Below are 15,346 nucleotides of genomic sequence, written 5' to 3'. Positions count from 1 at the left end.
GGTGGACATAAGGAGGTACGCACGGTGGGCCCGGACCGCTCGGTTCCGGCCGAGGTTGGAGAGCATGACAACACACGCGAGCGAACTCGCGGTGGATGTGCGGGGGCTGCGCAAGCGGTACGGGGACCGGTCCGCGGTGGACGGTGTCGATCTCGCGGTCCGACGCGGCGAGGTCTTCGGCCTGCTCGGATCCGATGGCGCGGGCAAGACCACCACGGCGGAGGGCCTCCGGGGCGACCGCTCACGGGGCGCCGGCGAGGTCAACGTCCTGGACACCGGCCCGGCGACGGGCACGCGCGCGTGGAGATCCCATGTGGGGATCGTCCGGCAGGGCGAATCCGCACCCGCCTGGTTGACGGTCCGCGAGAGGGTACCGATTCCGCCCGCTGCCAGGCAGCGGGCGGGACTGCCCGACCGCTGCGGAGGGCGCCGGTTTCGGCCGGCGCCCTCGCGGCGGCTAGCCGAGCCGCGACTCCAGTTCCGCCACGATCTCGTTGACGCCGATCGCCGTCTGCTCGCCGGACTCCATGTCCTTGAGCTGGACGACGCCGTCGGCGAGGTCGCGTTCGCCGGCCACGATCGTGTAGCGGGCGCCCGAGCGGTTGGCGTTCTTCATTGCGCCCTTGAGGCCCTTGCCGCCGTAGGCGAAGTCCGCCGCGATGCCCACCTTGCGCAGCTCGGTGATCTTCGCGAACAGCACCCGGCGGGCCTCCTCGCCGAGCGGGACGGCGAAGACGCTGGTCGTCGACGGGAGGTCCGGTTCGATTCCCTCGGCCTCCAGGGCGAGGACCGTGCGGTCGACGCCGAGCGCCCAGCCGACGGACGGCAGCGCCGGGCCGCCGATCATCTCGGACAGGCCGTCGTACCGGCCGCCGCCGCCCACCGCGGACTGCGAGCCGAGGCCGTCGTGCACGAACTCGAAGGTGGTCCGGGTGTAGTAGTCCAGGCCGCGCACCAGCTTCGGGTCGTCCTCGAAGGAGACGCCCGCCGCGGTGATCAGCTCGCGGACCTCCTCGTGGTACGCCTTGCAGGCGTCGCACAGGTAGTCGCGCAGCAGGGGCGCGCCGGTCAGCTGCTTCTGCACCGACTCGCGCTTGTCGTCGAGCACGCGGAGCGGGTTGATGTCCACGCGCCGGCGGGTGTCCTCGTCCAGGTCCAGGCCGCCCAGGAAGTCCTGGAGCGCGGCCCGGTACACCGGGCGGCACTCCTTGTCGCCCAGGCTGTTCAGCAGGATGCGGAAGTTCCGCAGGCCCAGCGAGCGGTACGCCTGGTCGGCCAGGATGATCAGCTCGGCGTCGAGCGCCGGGTCCTCCGCGCCGATCGCCTCGGCACCGACCTGGGAGAAGTGACGGTAGCGGCCCTTCTGGGGGCGCTCGTAGCGGTACTGGGAGCCCGAGTACCAGACCTTCACCGGGAGGTTGCCCGTCTTGTGCAGGTTGGCCTCCAGGACCGCGCGCAGCACGGGGGCGGTCGTCTCCGGGCGCAGGGCCAGCCTGTCGCCGCCCTTCGTCTCGAAGACGTACATCTCCTTCGTCACGATGTCGGTCGACTCACCGACACCGCGCGCGAACAGCTCGACGTTCTCGAAGCCGGGCGTCTCGATGTAGCCGTAGCCGGAGCTGCGCAGCGGCGCGGCGATCGCCTCGCGGACGGCGAGGAACTTGGCGCTGTCCGGCGGCAGCAGGTCGTACGTGCCCTTGGGGGCCTTGAAAGTGCTCACGGAAATTCTCGTCACATTCCTCGTCGGGGAGCCTGCACGGCTCCCTGGCCGGCGGCCACCTGCCGCAGGTAGGGGTTGGTGGCGCGCTCACGGCCGATGGTCGTGTGCTCGTTGTGACCGGGCAGCACCACGGTGGAGTCGTCGAGCGGCAGGCACACGCGGGCCAGCGAGTCGAGCATGTCCTCCATGGAGCCACCGGGCAGGTCGGTGCGTCCGATGGAGCCGGCGAACAGCAGGTCGCCCGAGAACAGGACCGGCGGGATGTCCGCCGCCTGGGGCAGGCCGAAGGTCACCGACCCCTTGGTATGGCCCGGTGCGTGCGCGACGGAGAACTCCAGCCCGGCGAGTTCCAGCCTGGCGCCGTCGGTCAGCTCCCTGACGTCGTCCGGCTCCCCCACGGTCAGCTCGCCCAGCAGCGGCATCCCGAACGACCGGCCGATCGCCTTCTCGGGGTCGCTCATCATGTACCGGTCCTCGGGGTGGATCCAGGCCGGTACGCCGTGCGCTCCGCAGACGGGGACGACCGAGGCGACGTGGTCGATGTGGCCGTGGGTGAGGACGACGGCGACGGGCTTGAGCCGATGCTTCCTCAGTGCTTCCTCGACGCCTTCGGCGGCCTGGTGGCCGGGGTCGATGATCACACACTCCTCACCGGCGGCGGGGGCGACGAGATAACAGTTCGTCCCCCAGGCCCCGGCGGGGAACCCGGCAATGAGCACGATCGTCCTTCGTAATGTCGACTACTGGCGGCTTCAGCTGCTCTCAGAGCCTACCGGCGCTGCCGTTTCCTCAGCGAACCCATATACGGTACGGGGCTACACGCAGCGGTCGGCCCACGAGGACGTACGCGTCCCGCCCGACACACGACACGCATAGGAGAGAACCCGGTGGTCAGCCAGGAGCAGCGGCGGCGTCAGCTCGCCCGGGAGAAGTTCTTGCGGCAGCAGCAGCGGCGCACCGAGGCGCGGCGCAAGTCCCGTCTGCGCAACTCCGTGATCGCGTCGGTCCTGGGCGTTGTCGTGATCGGCAGTGTCGCCCTGTACACGACCGGGGTGCTCAAGGACGACGACAAGAAGACCAACGCGAGCGCCGAGACCACGCCGGGCGCCACCCCGAGCGCCTCGCCGAACGACAAGCCTTCGGACCCGTGCAAGAAGGCGGCGGCCGGCTCGGTGAAGAAGCTGAGCTGGAAGAAGGAGCCGGCGATGTCGGTCGACACGTCGGCGAAGTACACGCTGAAGCTCGCGACGACGTGCGGTGACATCGGCATCGCGCTGAAGACGTCCGCCGCCCCGCACACGGTCAACTCGTTCGACTTCCTCGCGGGTGAGGGCTACTTCGACCACACCAAGTGCCACCGCCTCACCACGCAGGGCATCTACGTCCTGCAGTGCGGCGACCCCCAGGGCACCGGCACCGGCGGTCCCGGCTACACGCTCCCGGACGAGAACCTCAAGGACAAGAGCCTGAAGAACAACACGTACCCGGCGGGCACGGTGGCGATGGCCAACACCGGCCAGGCGCACACCGGCGGCAGCCAGTTCTTCCTCGTCTACAAGGACAGCCCGCTGCCGCCCAGCTACACGCCGTTCGGCACCATCGACGCGGCGGGCATGAAGGTGCTGGACAAGATCGCCAAGGCCGGCGAGAACACGGGCGGCGGGGACGGCGCGCCGAACGCTACGGTCGTGATCGACAAGGCCACGGTCGCCAAGTCCTGAACGCCCGTCCCGCACCTGCCGGCCGGGACCGATACCCGCACGTGGAAGTCTGCACGGCAGGCAGCGGAATTTCGGTCGCGCTGGATGCGGACAGGCAACCCGCTGGTCGCCTATGTTGGCCGTGACGAAACTGTGGACGATGCCCGGGGGTGCTGAGGCCCCCCGCAGGCATCATGTGGAGGAGGCGCTGTGAGCAGCGACCCGTGGGGCCGCGTCGACGAGACGGGGACCGTGTACGTGCGTACGGCCGACGGTGAGCAGGTCGTCGGTTCCTGGGCGGCCGGCTCCCCTGAGGAGGCGCTGGCCTACTTCGAGCGCAAGTACGAGGGCCTGGTTGTCGAGATCGGCCTCCTCGAAAAGCGAGTGCAGACGACCGACCTGTCGGCGAAGGACGCCCAGACCGCGATCGACCACCTGCGCGAGCAGGTGGACGCGCATCACGCGGTCGGCGACCTGGCCGCGCTGCGGGAGCGCCTGGACAAGCTCGTGAAGACCGTCGAGGCGCGTCGCGAGGAGCGCAAGGCGCAGCGGGCCAAGCAGTCCGACGAGGCCCGCAAGGCCAAGGAGGACCTGGTCACCGAGGCCGAGCAGCTGGCGCAGTCCGACCAGTGGCGGGCAGCCGGTGAGCGGCTGCGGGCGCTGGTGGACACCTGGAAGGGGCTGCCCCGTCTGGACCGCAAGTCCGACGACGAGCTGTGGCACCGCTTCTCGCACGCCCGGTCGGCGTTCTCCAAGCGTCGCAAGGCGCACTTCGCGCAGCTGGACGCGCAGCGCGAGGAGGCCCGCCGGACCAAGGAGCGGCTGGTCGCCGAGGCGGAGGCACTGTCGGGTTCGACGGACTGGGGTCCGACGGCGGCCCGTTACCGCGAGCTGATGTCGGAGTGGAAGGCCGCGGGCCGCGCCCAGCGCGAGCACGAGGACGACCTGTGGAACCGCTTCCGCGGCGCCCAGGACGTGTTCTTCGCCGCGCGCAGCTCGGTGTTCGCCGAGCGGGACGCCGAGCAGTCGGAGAACCTGAAGCTGAAGGAGGAGCTGGCCGAGGAGGCCGAGAAGCTCCTGCCGATCAGCGACCTGAAGTCCGCGCGGGCCGCCTTCCGCTCGATCAACGAGCGCTGGGAGGCCATCGGTCACGTCCCGCGGGACGCGCGACCGAAGGTCGAGGGCCGGATGCACGCCGTCGAGCGGGCGCTCCAGGAGGCCGAGGAGACCGAGTGGCGCCGGACGAACCCGGAGGCGCGGGCGCGTGCCGAGGGCCTCACCGGTCAGCTTCAGGCCGCCGTGGACAAGCTGAGGGCGCAGATCGAGCAGGCACGCGCCCAGGGCAACAACGCCAAGGCCGACAAGCTGGAGCGGGAGCTGGAGGGCCGCCAGGCGCTTCTGGACCAGGCGCTGAAGGGTCTCCAGGAGTTCGGCGGCTGAATCTGCCCGTCGCCCATGTGAAAGGGCCCCGTACGGTCGTACGGGGCCCTTTCACATGGGTGCCTACGACCGGGTGCGGCCGGACGTCACGCGGTAGACGTCGTACACACCCTCGACGCCCCGCACGGCCTTCAGGACGTGACCGAGGTGCTTGGGGTCGCCCATCTCGAAGGTGAAGCGCGAGGTGGCCACCCGGTCCCGGGACGTCTGGACGGCCGCCGAGAGGATGTTCACGTGCTGGTCGGACAGCACCCGGGTGACGTCCGACAGCAGGCGGGAGCGGTCCAGGGCCTCCACCTGGATGGCGACCAGGAAGACCGACGACTGGGTGGGCGCCCACTCGACGTCGAGGATGCGCTCCGGCTCGCGGGACAGCGAGTCGACGTTGACGCAGTCGCTGCGGTGAACCGATACGCCACTGCCGCGCGTGACGAAACCGATGATCGGGTCGCCGGGCACCGGCGTGCAGCAGCGGGCCAGCTTGACCCACACGTCGTCGACGCCCTTGACGACGACACCCGGGTCGGCGCTGGAGCGCCGCTTGCGGCCGCGGGTGCGGGACGGCGGGACCGCCTCGTCGATCTCCTCGGTCGCGGCCTCCTCGCCGCCCAGGGCCTGGACGAGCTTCTGCACGATGTTCTGCGCGGAGACGTGCCCCTCGCCGATGGCCGCGTACAGCGCGGAGATGTCCGAGTAGCGCATCTCGTGGGCGAGCGTGACGAGGGAGTCGCCGGTGAGGATCCGCTGGATCGGCAGGTTCTGCTTGCGCATCGCGCGGACGATGGAGTCCTTGCCCTGCTCGATCGCCTCGTCCCGGCGCTCCTTGGAGAACCAGGCCCGGATCTTGTTGCGCGCCCGCGGCGACTTGACGAAGCCGAGCCAGTCCCGGGACGGGCCGGCGCCGGGGGCCTTGGAGGTGAAGACCTCCACCAGATCGCCGTTGTCCAGGGTGGATTCGAGCGGTACGAGACGTCCGTTGACCCGCGCCCCTATGGTGCGGTGGCCGACCTCGGTGTGGACGGCGTACGCGAAGTCCACCGGTGTCGCCCCGGCCGGCAACGCGATGACATCGCCCTTGGGGGTGAAGACGAAGACCTCGTTGCGGGACAGGTCGAAGCGCAGGGACTCCAGGAACTCGCCCGGGTCCTCCGTCTCCTTCTGCCAGTCCAGCAGCTGGCGCAGCCAGGCCATGTCGTTGAGGTGGTCGTCCTTCTTGCCGGCCTTCGGCACGTCGGTGCGGACCTTGGAGGCGCCGGCGACGGCCTCCTGCTTGTACTTCCAGTGCGCGGCGATGCCGTACTCGGCGCGGCGGTGCATGTCGAAGGTGCGGATCTGGAGTTCGACCGGCTTGCCGTTGGGACCGATGACCGTCGTGTGCAGCGACTGGTACATGTTGAACTTGGGCATCGCGATGTAGTCCTTGAACCGGCCGGGGACCGGGTTCCATCGCGCGTGCACCGTGCCGAGGGCGGCGTAGCAGTCGCGGACCGTGTCGACGAGGACGCGGATGCCCACCAGGTCGTAGATCTCGGCGAAGTCGCGGCCTCGCACGATCATCTTCTGGTAGACGCTGTAGTAGTGCTTCGGGCGGCCGGTGACGGTCGCCTTGATGCGGGCGGCGCGCAGGTCGGCCTGGACCTCGTCGGTCACTATGGCCAGGTACTCGTCACGCTTCGGTGCCCGCTCGGCCACCAGCCGTACGATCTCGTCGTACATCTTGGGGTAGAGGATCGCGAACGCGAGGTCCTCCAGCTCCCACTTGATGGTGTTCATGCCGAGGCGGTGGGCGAGCGGCGCGTAGATCTCCAGCGTCTCGCGCGCCTTCTTCTCCTGCTTCTCGCGCTTGAGGTAGCGCATGGTGCGCATGTTGTGCAGGCGGTCGGCGAGCTTGATGACCAGGACGCGCGGGTCCTTGGCCATGGCGACGACCATCTTGCGCACGGTCTCGGCCTGCGCGGCCTCGCCGAACTTGACCTTGTCCAGCTTGGTGACGCCGTCGACGAGCAGGGCGACGGTGTCGCCGAAGTCGCGGCGGAGCTGGTCGAGGCCGTACTCGGTGTCCTCGACGGTGTCGTGCAGCAGACCGGCCATCAGCGTGGCCGGGTCCATGCCCAGCTCGGCGAGGATGGTGGTGACGGCGAGCGGGTGCGTGATGTACGGGTCGCCGCTCTTGCGCTTCTGGCCGCGGTGCCAGCGCTCGGCGACCTGGTAGGCGCGCTCGATCTGGCGCAGCGTGGAGTTCTCGATCTTGGGGTCGTTGCTGCGCACTATCCGCAGCAGCGGTTCCAGGACCGGGTTGTACGGGTTGGCGCGCTGGACGCCGAGGCGGGCGAGGCGGGCCCGGACGCGGTTGGAGGAGCCGGAGCGGGCCGGCTGCGCGGCGGGCTGGCGCACCACCGGGGGCTGCGTCGGGCGCTCGGGCGGGGCCGGCTTGGGGCGCGAGGCGTCGGCGCTCTTCTCGACGGGAGCGGACTGGGCGTGCTCGACCGTCCCACGGGAGTCGTTCTTCACGTGGGATGCGCTCGGCGCGGGCTTCGCCGCGGCGGCCGAGGCGGGCTCGGGCTTGGCGGCGGTCAGTGGCTGGGCCTCGTCTGGCAAGAGGACTCCTCGTGCGCGATCCGGGTCCCCCGGTCAGGCTCCGGAGACCCCATGGTAGCGATCCTGCGCCCGGTCATCGCCTGCAGTGGGCTGTGAGGACCGACTACCCGTGAAACGCGCGGGGCTCCCGTGGGATTCCGGGAGGTTTCCGCGGGGGGTTCTCCACGTGTGCCGCGCGCGTCCGTACGGCGACGGCCGCCCCGGGGATCCCGGGGCGGCCGTGGCTCGGTGCGCAGGGGTCAGACCTGGAGGAGGGCCTCCAGCGGAGCCACGTCCAGCGCCGGCTCCAGGCGGGCCCGGCCGCCCAGGAAGCCCAGCTCCATCAGGACCGCGAGGCCGCACACCTCGGCGCCCGCGCGCTGGATGAGCTGGATCGCGGCCTCGGCGGTGCCGCCGGTGGCCAGGACGTCGTCCACGATCAGGACGCGGTCGCCCGCGGCCAGGTCTTCGGCGTGCACCTCGATCTCCGCCGAGCCGTACTCCAGGTCGTACGCCTGGCGCAGGGTGGCCCCGGGCAGTTTGCCCGCCTTGCGGACCGGGATGAAGCCCAGGCCGGCGCGGACGGCGACCGGGGCGCCCAGGATGAAGCCCCGGGCCTCCAGGCCGACGACCTTGGTCGCGCCGGTGTTGGCGGCGATCCCGGCGAGCGCGTCGGTGAGCGTGGTGAAGGCCGCCGGGTCGGCCAGCAGCGGGGTGATGTCCTTGAACATCACCCCGGGCTCCGGGTAGTCGGCGACGTCGCGGATGCGGCTGAGCAGCAGCTCCTGGATGCCGGTCATCGGCGCTTCCCCGAGGTCCGGCCGCGGCCCCGGTTGCGGGACGCGGGCTGGTTGCGCGGGCCCACGACGGCGGGGGCCGCGTCGTCGGCGTCGTCTCCGGCACCGCGGGTCTGGGCGAGGTCCTCACCCGCGGCGGCCTGGGCGCGCTTGGCCAGGACCCGCTTGGTGAGGGCCTTCATCGCCGGTTCCCGCTCCTTGAGGTCGGCGACGAGCGGCGTGGCGATGAAGATCGACGAGTAGGCGCCGGCCGCGAGGCCGACGAACAGCGACAGCGAGATGTCGTTGAGCGTGCCCGCGCCGAGGAAGCCGCCGCCGATGAAGAGCAGACCGGCCACCGGCAGCAGGGCGACGACCGTGGTGTTGATCGAGCGGACCAGGGTGCCGTTGATCGACCGGTTGGCGATGTCGCTGTAGGTGAACCGGGTCTGCTTGGTGATGTCCTTCGTCTGCTCCTTGAGGCTGTCGAAGACGACGACCGTGTCGTAGAGCGAGTAACCGAGGATGGTCAGCAGACCGATGACCGTGCCGGGCGTGACCTCGAAGCCGACCAGGGCGTAGATGCCGGTCGTGATGGTGATGTCGTGGATCAGCGCGACGAGTGCCGCGATGGCCATGCGCCACTCGAAGGCGATCGCCAGGTAGATCACCACGAGGACCATGAAGATCGCCAGGCCCTCCCAGGCCTTGTTGGCGATCTGCTCGCCCCAGCTCGGGCCGACCAGGTCGGCGGCGAGCTTCTCCGGGTCGAGGTCGAGGTCCTTGGCCAGCTCCTGCTTGATCTTGTCGGACTGGCCGGTGTCGATGCCCGCGATCTGGATGCGCAGGCTGCCGTTGCCCAGCTTCTGCACGACCGCCTGGTGGCCGGAGGCGTTGTCGGCGTACTCCTCCGCCTTCGCCACCGACGTGCTCATCTTCGTGGGCGTCGTGAAGACCGCGCCGCCCTGGAACTCGATGCCCATGTTCAGGCCGCGCACCGCCAGGCCGACGATGGCCGTGATGGTGATCAGGATCGAGATGCCGTACCAGATCTTGCGCTTGCCGACGAAGTCGTAGGAGATCTCGCCGCGGTGCAGTCGAGCGCCGAGGTTGCCGAGTTTGGACATCGCTCACGCCTCCTTCGGGTCGACGGGGCCGGCGGGACCGGCGGGACGGCGGGTGCGGCGCAGCGGAGGCTTGGCGCCCAGACCCTTCGGGTCGAGGCCGGACCACTTGTGGCCTTCGGCGAAGAACTTGCGGCGCGCGAGGACCGTCATCAGCGGCTTGGTGAAGAAGAAGACGACGACCACGTCGAGCAGGGTGGTCAGGCCGAGCGTGAACGCGAAGCCCTGGACCTTGCCGACGGTGACGACGAACAGCACCGCGGCGGCCAGGAACGACACGAAGTCGGAGACCAGGATGGTGCGCCGGGCGCGCGGCCAGGCCCGCTCCACGGCGGGGCGCAGGGAGCGGCCCTCGCGGATCTCGTCCCGGATGCGTTCGAAGTACACGATGAACGAGTCCGCCGTGATACCGATCGCGACGATGGCACCGCAGACGGCCGGCAGGTTCAGCGCGAAGTTGATGGCCGGTCCGAGCAGCGTCATGATCAGGTAGGTGAGGATCGCGGAGACCAGCAGGGACGCCATGGCGACGACCGACAGACCGCGGTAGTAGACCACCAGGTAGATCACGACCAGCGCCAGACCGATGGCGCCGGCGAGCAGACCGGCGTGCAGCTGCTCACCGCCGAGCGCGGCGGTGACGGTGGTGACGGACTGCTCCTGGAAGGAGAGCGGCAGGGCGCCGTACGACAGCATGTTGGCGAGGCTCTGCGCCTCCTCCTGCTTGAAGCTGCCGGAGATCTCCGCCTGGCCGCCGGTGATGGCCTGCCGCACGAACGGGCTGGAGACGACCTCGCCGTCCAGGACGATGCCGAACTCGTTCTGCGGCTGCTGGTTCTTGGCCAGCTGGCCGGTGACGTCCGCGAACTTGTCGGCGCCGCTCTTGGTGAAGGTCATCTGGACCTGCCAGCCGGAGGCGCCCTGGGTGTCGAAGACCGCCTGGGCCTTCTTCACCTCGGTGCCGTCCACGCCGGCCGGGCCGAGCAGGTACTTGTACCAGACCTTGTCGTTCTGGCCGCAGGCCACGATGGTGTCGCCGGGCTTGGCGTTCTTGCCGGCCTTGGCGCGGTCGGTGGGCTTGGTGCAGTCCAGGGCGGCGTACTGCGCCTGGAGCTTGGAGGTGTCCGTGCCCGAGCCGCTGCCCTTGGAGGCCGAGGGGGTGGGCGACGGCTTGCCGGAGGCGGAGCCGCTCGGCGAGGGGGTGGAGCCGGCCTTCAGCGCGTCGGTGACGGCGCGGCCCTGGGAGGTCGCGGTGGCCGTCGGGGACGGGGAGCCGGACGAGGAGGCCTTCTCCTTCGAGGAGGCGCTCGACGAGGGGCTCGCGCCCGGCTTCGGCGAGGAGCTGGCGCCGGAGGACGCGCTCGGCGAGGGGCTCTGCGTGGCGGCGCCGCTGGGCTCGCTGGCCAGGACCGGCCGGAAGTACAGCTTGGCGGTGGTGCCGACCTGCTCCTGTGCCTCCTTGGAGTTGGTGCCCTTGGGGATGTTGACGATGATGTTGTCGTCCCCCTGGGTCTGCACCTCCGCCTCGGAGACGCCAAGGCCGTTGACGCGGCGGTTCATGATGTCGACCGCGGTGTCCATGTTGGCCTTGTTGATCGCGGACCCCTGGTCGGCCTTCGCCTTGAGCGTGATGCTCGTACCACCGGCGAGGTCGATGCCGAGACGCGGAGTCTTGTGCCCGGAGGCGAACATCCCTCCGGTGAGCGCCACGATGGCGATCAGGATGAGGGCCAGCGAGCGCCCTGGCTTGCTCTGGGCGCTCGCGCTTCGGCCCCTCTTAGGTGCTGCCACCTTCTCGTACTCCCTCTCGGGCCGCCCCGCGCCCGGTCGGCGCGGTCGGCCATGACATGGTGTCGGGCTCCCGTGCGGGGAACAGACGCGCCCGGGACACGCGGGGCGCCATCATGCCGCCGCCGCGCCTCCCGGGGCGTGACTACTTCGCGTCGGAGTCGCCGTCGGTCTTCTTGGACTCGTCCTCCGCCTTGGCCTCGGCCGCGTCGGCCTTGTCCTCGGCGGCCTGGACCGCGTCCGCGCCGCGCTCGTCGGCGTCCTTCTTACCGAGGTCGATCTTGTCGTCGGCGGCGGCAGCGGCGGCGGAACCGTCGGTCTCGTCGGTCTCGGTGAGGGAGGAGGCGTCGTCCGGGACGAGGCCGGCGTCGGACTTCAGGTCGTGCTCGATGCCGTGGACGATGCGGTTGTACTCGTCGTCGGTGAGGACGGCGCCGATGGCGTTCTTGGCGAAGAGGAGCTCGACGCCCGGTCCGGCGTCGAGGAGGACAGTGTCCTCGTTGACCTCCTTGACCGTCGCGTACATCCCCCCGATCGTGCGGACACCGGAACCGGGCGCCATCTCGTTGCGCATCTGGGCGGCCTGCTGCTGCTTCTTCTTGGCCGAACGCGTCATCAGGAACATGGCCGCGATGAGCACGATGAACGGGAGAAGGGTATAGGCATTCACGGGACGGAATTTCCTTCGCGCGACCGCGCGGGTGAGCGGCCTGTTGGATGGGGGTGTGGGTCGGCGCCGCCCGCAAGGGCGGCATCGGCGGAGTCTAAGCGAGTCCGCTTGTATGGAACAACGCTCAGCATGGCACCTGGGTTCCTGCTGGGCCATCGCCCTCGCCGCGCGCGGCGGCCATCACGTCCCGAACAGGTCCTGTTGTCCCTTTCCCCCGGCCGCCGGGCGCGGCGGGGTCAGGCCGAGATGCGACCATGCCGCGGGAGTGGCGACCCGGCCGCGGGGGGTGCGGGCGAGCAGGCCCTCCCTGACCAGGAACGGCTCGGCGACCTCCTCCACGGTCTCCCGCTCCTCCCCCACCGCGACGGCGAGCGTGGACAGTCCGACCGGTCCGCCGCCGAACAGCTTCAGCAGCGCCTCCAGGACCGCCCGGTCGAGCCGGTCGAGGCCGCGCGCGTCGACCTCGTAGACGGCGAGGGCGGCGGCCGCGATCTCACGGGTGATCACCCCGTCCGCCTTGACCTGCGCGTAGTCGCGGACGCGGCGGAGCAGACGGTTGGCGATGCGGGGGGTGCCCCGGGAGCGGCCGGCGATCTCGGCGGCGCCGTCCGGATCGATCTCGACGTCCAGCAGGTGCGCCGAGCGGTGGACGACGCGCTCCAGCTCGTGCGGTTCGTAGAACTCCATGTGCGCGGTGAAGCCGAAGCGGTCGCGCAGCGGGGGCGGCAGCAGGCCCGCGCGCGTGGTGGCGCCGACCAGGGTGAACGGGGGCAGCTCCAGGGGGATCGCGGTGGCGCCGGGGCCCTTGCCGACGATGACGTCGACGCGGAAGTCCTCCATCGCCATGTACAGCATCTCCTCGGCGGGCCGGGACATCCGGTGGATCTCGTCGAGGAAGAGCACCTCGCCCTCCTGGAGGGAGGAGAGGATCGCGGCGAGGTCGCCGGCGTGCTGGATGGCGGGGCCGGAGGTGATGCGGATGGGGGCGCCCATCTCGGCCGCGATGATCATCGACAGGGTGGTCTTGCCGAGGCCGGGCGCGCCGGAGAGCAGCACGTGGTCGGCGGTGGCGCCGCGCGCGCGTGCGGCGCGCAGGACCAGGTCGAGCTGTTCGCGGACCTTCTCCTGGCCGATGAACTCGTCGAGATCCTTGGGGCGCAGGGCGGCCTCGACGGCCTGGTCCTCCCGGTCGGCGACGGAGCCCACCAGCCGCTCCGCGGCGGGGCCGACGGGCCGCTCCTCGGCGGAGGGGTCGGTCGTGTCGTCCCAGTTCATGAATGTGCCTCGTCAGTGGTCGGGATCAGCGGGCGCGGTTCAGGGTCTGGAGGGCCGCCTTCAGCAGCTGCCCCACCTGCGGGGTGCCGCCGGCGGCCTCGGCCTGGGGCGCCACGGCGGACACGGCCTCGTCGGCCTCGCGGGTGGCGTAGCCGAGGCCGATCAGGGCCGCGTGCAGCTGGTCGCGCCAGCCCTGGGTGACGGGTGCGCCGACGGCCGGGGCGCCGACGGGCTCGCCGAGCCGGTCCTTCAGCTCCAGCAGCAGCTTCTGGGCGCCCTTCTTGCCGATGCCGGGGACGGCGGTCAGCGCCTTCTCGTCGCCGGTGGCCACCGCGCGGCGCAGCGCGTCCGGGGTGTGCACGGCGAGCATGGCCTGGGCGAGGCGGGGGCCGACGCCGCTCGCGGTCTGGAGCAGTTCGAACACCTGGCGTTCGTCGTCGTCGGCGAAGCCGTACAGGGTGAGCGAGTCCTCGCGGACGACCAGGGAGGTGTGCAGCTTGGCGGGCTGGCCGATCCGCAGCGTGGACAGGGTGTTCGGCGTGCACTGGACGGCCATGCCGACGCCGCCGACCTCGACGACCGCGGCGTCGGGGGCGAGTGCGGCTACCGTGCCGCTGACGAAGGCGATCATGCCGTACGGCCTTTCGTTGCGTGGACTGCGTGCCGGGCGACGGCCTGCTGGAGTCGGTTCTGGGCGGGGGCCCGCCAGATGTGGCAGATGGCGAGCGCGAGGGCGTCGGCGGCGTCGGCCGGTTTCGGCGGTGCGGCGAGCCGCAGGAGCCGGGTGACCATGGCGCCGACCTGCGCCTTGTCGGCGCGTCCGCTGCCGGTGACGGCGGCCTTGACCTCGCTCGGGGTGTGCAGGGCGACCGGGATGCCGCGGCGGGCGGCACAGAGCATCGCCACGGCGCTGGCCTGGGCGGTGCCCATGACCGTGCGCACGTTGTGCTGGCTGAAGACGCGCTCGACGGCGACGTATTCGGGCCGGTGCTCGTCCAGCCACTGCTCGATGCCCTGCTCGACGGCGAGGAGGCGGAGGCTGAGTTCCGCGTCGGCGGGTGTCCTGACGACCCCGACGCCGACCATGGTGAGCGGACGGCCCGCGACCCCCTCGACGACACCGACCCCGCACCGGGTCAGGCCGGGGTCCACCCCCAGTACGCGCACGCGCCCCTCCCCTCCGTGCGGCGACCGCCGCCGCTTCCGCCCCCGCCGGGCGCCGTCGTGGTTCCCCGGCCGGTGGCCTGCGGTCCGTGGACGGTGGTCCACGGATGACGCCAGGCTAACCGCCGCCACTGACAATGACGGCGGGCCGGTGGGACGTGTCCCCACCGGCCCGCCGTACAGCTCGCTGCGCCCGCGACGGCGTTACGCGTCGACCTTCTCCATGACCTCGTCGCTGACGTCGAAGTTGGCGAAGACGTTCTGCACGTCGTCGCTGTCCTCGAGCGCGTCGATCAGCTTGAAGATCTTCTTGGCGCCCTCCTCGTCCAGCTCGACCTGGACGGACGGCACGAAGCTGGAGTCCGCGGAGTCGTAGTCGATGCCGGCCTCCTGGAGGGCGGTGCGGACCGCGACCAGGTCGGTGGCCTCGCTGAGGACCTCGAAGGACTCACCGAGGTCGTTGACCTCCTCGGCGCCCGCCTCGAGGACCGCGGTGAGGACGTCGTCCTCGGTCAGCTCGCCCTTGGGGACGATGATGACGCCCTTGCGGCTGAACATGTACGACACGGAACCGGGGTCGGCCATGTTGCCGCCGTTGCGGGTCATGGCGACGCGGACGTCGGAGGCGGCGCGGTTGCGGTTGTCGGTGAGGCACTCGATGAGCACCGCGACACCGTTCGGGCCGTAGCCCTCGTACATGATCGTCTCGTAGTCGGCGCCGCCGGCCTCGAGGCCGCCGCCGCGCTTGATGGCAGAGTCGATGTTCTTGTTGGGAACCGACTGCTTCTTGGCCTTCTGGACGGCGTCGTAGAGCGTCGGGTTGCCCTCGAGGTCGACGCCGCCCATCCGCGCCGCGACCTCGATGTTCTTGATCAGCTTCGCGAAGAGCTTGCCGCGCTTGGCGTCGATCACGGCCTTCTTGTGCTTCGTCGTAGCCCATTTAGAGTGGCCGGACATCTGCCTGTCTCCTTCGCGTAACCCAACTCTGTAACGAACCCCAGAGATCCTACAAGGACTCGGGGGTCCGGTTGGCGCGCACCATGTCGACGAACAGGGCGTGCACGCGGTGGTCGCCGGTGAGTTCCGGGTGGAACGACGTGGCGAGCGCGTTG

The 15,346-nt window shown here is 70.6% G+C and carries 13 protein-coding genes and 2 pseudogenes; 3 read left to right on the top strand and 12 right to left on the bottom strand.

The features are described 5' to 3' along the window. Nucleotides 1–64 precede the first annotated feature (64 nt). A pseudogene (locus JK361_RS32195) lies at nucleotides 65–391 on the top strand (ATP-binding cassette domain-containing protein); the annotation flags it as partial. A gap of 66 nt (nucleotides 392–457) precedes the next feature. On the opposite strand, the gene hisS reads toward JK361_RS32195, so the two are convergent. Then, a complete protein-coding gene (hisS, locus tag JK361_RS32190; protein WP_201825132.1) occupies nucleotides 458–1,720 on the bottom strand; it encodes a histidine--tRNA ligase in 1,263 nt (420 codons plus the stop codon). Nucleotides 1,721–1,731: 11 nt separating this feature from the next. Further along, nucleotides 1,732–2,439: an MBL fold metallo-hydrolase gene (locus JK361_RS32185; protein WP_201825130.1), complete on the bottom strand. Its 708-nt coding sequence runs from the start codon at nucleotides 2,437–2,439 to the stop codon at nucleotides 1,732–1,734. A 168-nt stretch (nucleotides 2,440–2,607) separates the two neighbouring features. On the opposite strand from JK361_RS32185, the gene JK361_RS32180 reads away from it, so the two are divergent. Beyond that, nucleotides 2,608–3,441 (top strand): peptidylprolyl isomerase, encoded by an 834-nt coding sequence (locus tag JK361_RS32180; RefSeq protein ID WP_201825128.1) that lies wholly within the window; start codon nucleotides 2,608–2,610, stop codon nucleotides 3,439–3,441. A 189-nt stretch (nucleotides 3,442–3,630) separates the two neighbouring features. Next, nucleotides 3,631–4,860: a DUF349 domain-containing protein gene (locus tag JK361_RS32175; protein WP_201825126.1), complete on the top strand. Its 1,230-nt coding sequence runs from the start codon at nucleotides 3,631–3,633 to the stop codon at nucleotides 4,858–4,860. Nucleotides 4,861–4,923: 63 nt separating this feature from the next. On the opposite strand, the gene JK361_RS32170 is transcribed toward JK361_RS32175, so the two are convergent. The 10 genes and pseudogenes from JK361_RS32170 to JK361_RS32125 all read right to left on the bottom strand — a co-directional run. Then, nucleotides 4,924–7,458 (bottom strand): RelA/SpoT family protein, encoded by a 2,535-nt coding sequence (locus tag JK361_RS32170; RefSeq protein WP_201825124.1) that lies wholly within the window; start codon nucleotides 7,456–7,458, stop codon nucleotides 4,924–4,926. Nucleotides 7,459–7,697: 239 nt separating this feature from the next. Beyond that, on the bottom strand, nucleotides 7,698–8,237 hold the full coding sequence (locus JK361_RS32165) for an adenine phosphoribosyltransferase (RefSeq protein ID WP_201825122.1): 540 nt from the start codon (nucleotides 8,235–8,237) through the stop codon (nucleotides 7,698–7,700). After that, complete coding sequence (secF, locus tag JK361_RS32160) at nucleotides 8,234–9,340, bottom strand: protein translocase subunit SecF (RefSeq protein ID WP_201825121.1); 1,107 nt, start codon at nucleotides 9,338–9,340, stop codon at nucleotides 8,234–8,236. Before secF ends, JK361_RS32165 begins: the two co-directional genes overlap by 4 nt. Before the next feature lie 3 nt (nucleotides 9,341–9,343). After that, a complete protein-coding gene (gene secD, locus JK361_RS32155; RefSeq protein WP_201825119.1) occupies nucleotides 9,344–11,128 on the bottom strand; it encodes a protein translocase subunit SecD in 1,785 nt (594 codons plus the stop codon). A gap of 142 nt (nucleotides 11,129–11,270) precedes the next feature. Next, entirely contained in the window at nucleotides 11,271–11,795 is a 525-nt protein-coding gene (gene yajC / locus JK361_RS32150) for a preprotein translocase subunit YajC (RefSeq protein WP_201825117.1), read from the bottom strand. 180 nt (nucleotides 11,796–11,975) lie between these two features. Beyond that, entirely contained in the window at nucleotides 11,976–13,070 is a 1,095-nt protein-coding gene (gene ruvB, locus JK361_RS32145) for a Holliday junction branch migration DNA helicase RuvB (RefSeq protein WP_201825115.1), read from the bottom strand. A gap of 25 nt (nucleotides 13,071–13,095) precedes the next feature. Then, a complete protein-coding gene (gene ruvA / locus JK361_RS32140; protein WP_201825113.1) occupies nucleotides 13,096–13,701 on the bottom strand; it encodes a Holliday junction branch migration protein RuvA in 606 nt (201 codons plus the stop codon). After that, nucleotides 13,698–14,237 (bottom strand): crossover junction endodeoxyribonuclease RuvC, encoded by a 540-nt coding sequence (ruvC, locus tag JK361_RS32135; RefSeq protein ID WP_201825111.1) that lies wholly within the window; start codon nucleotides 14,235–14,237, stop codon nucleotides 13,698–13,700. Before ruvC ends, ruvA begins: the two co-directional genes overlap by 4 nt. A gap of 201 nt (nucleotides 14,238–14,438) precedes the next feature. Further along, nucleotides 14,439–15,191: a YebC/PmpR family DNA-binding transcriptional regulator gene (locus JK361_RS32130; protein ID WP_201825109.1), complete on the bottom strand. Its 753-nt coding sequence runs from the start codon at nucleotides 15,189–15,191 to the stop codon at nucleotides 14,439–14,441. 49 nt (nucleotides 15,192–15,240) lie between these two features. Continuing rightward, a pseudogene (locus tag JK361_RS32125) lies at nucleotides 15,241–15,346 on the bottom strand (pyridoxal 5'-phosphate synthase glutaminase subunit PdxT); the annotation flags it as partial.

The organism is Streptomyces musisoli (assembly GCF_016741855.1).
Lineage (GTDB): Bacteria > Actinomycetota > Actinomycetes > Streptomycetales > Streptomycetaceae > Streptomyces > Streptomyces musisoli.
The sequence above is the reverse complement of the archived record's forward strand: the minus strand, read 5'-3'. Positions and strand labels throughout refer to the sequence as shown.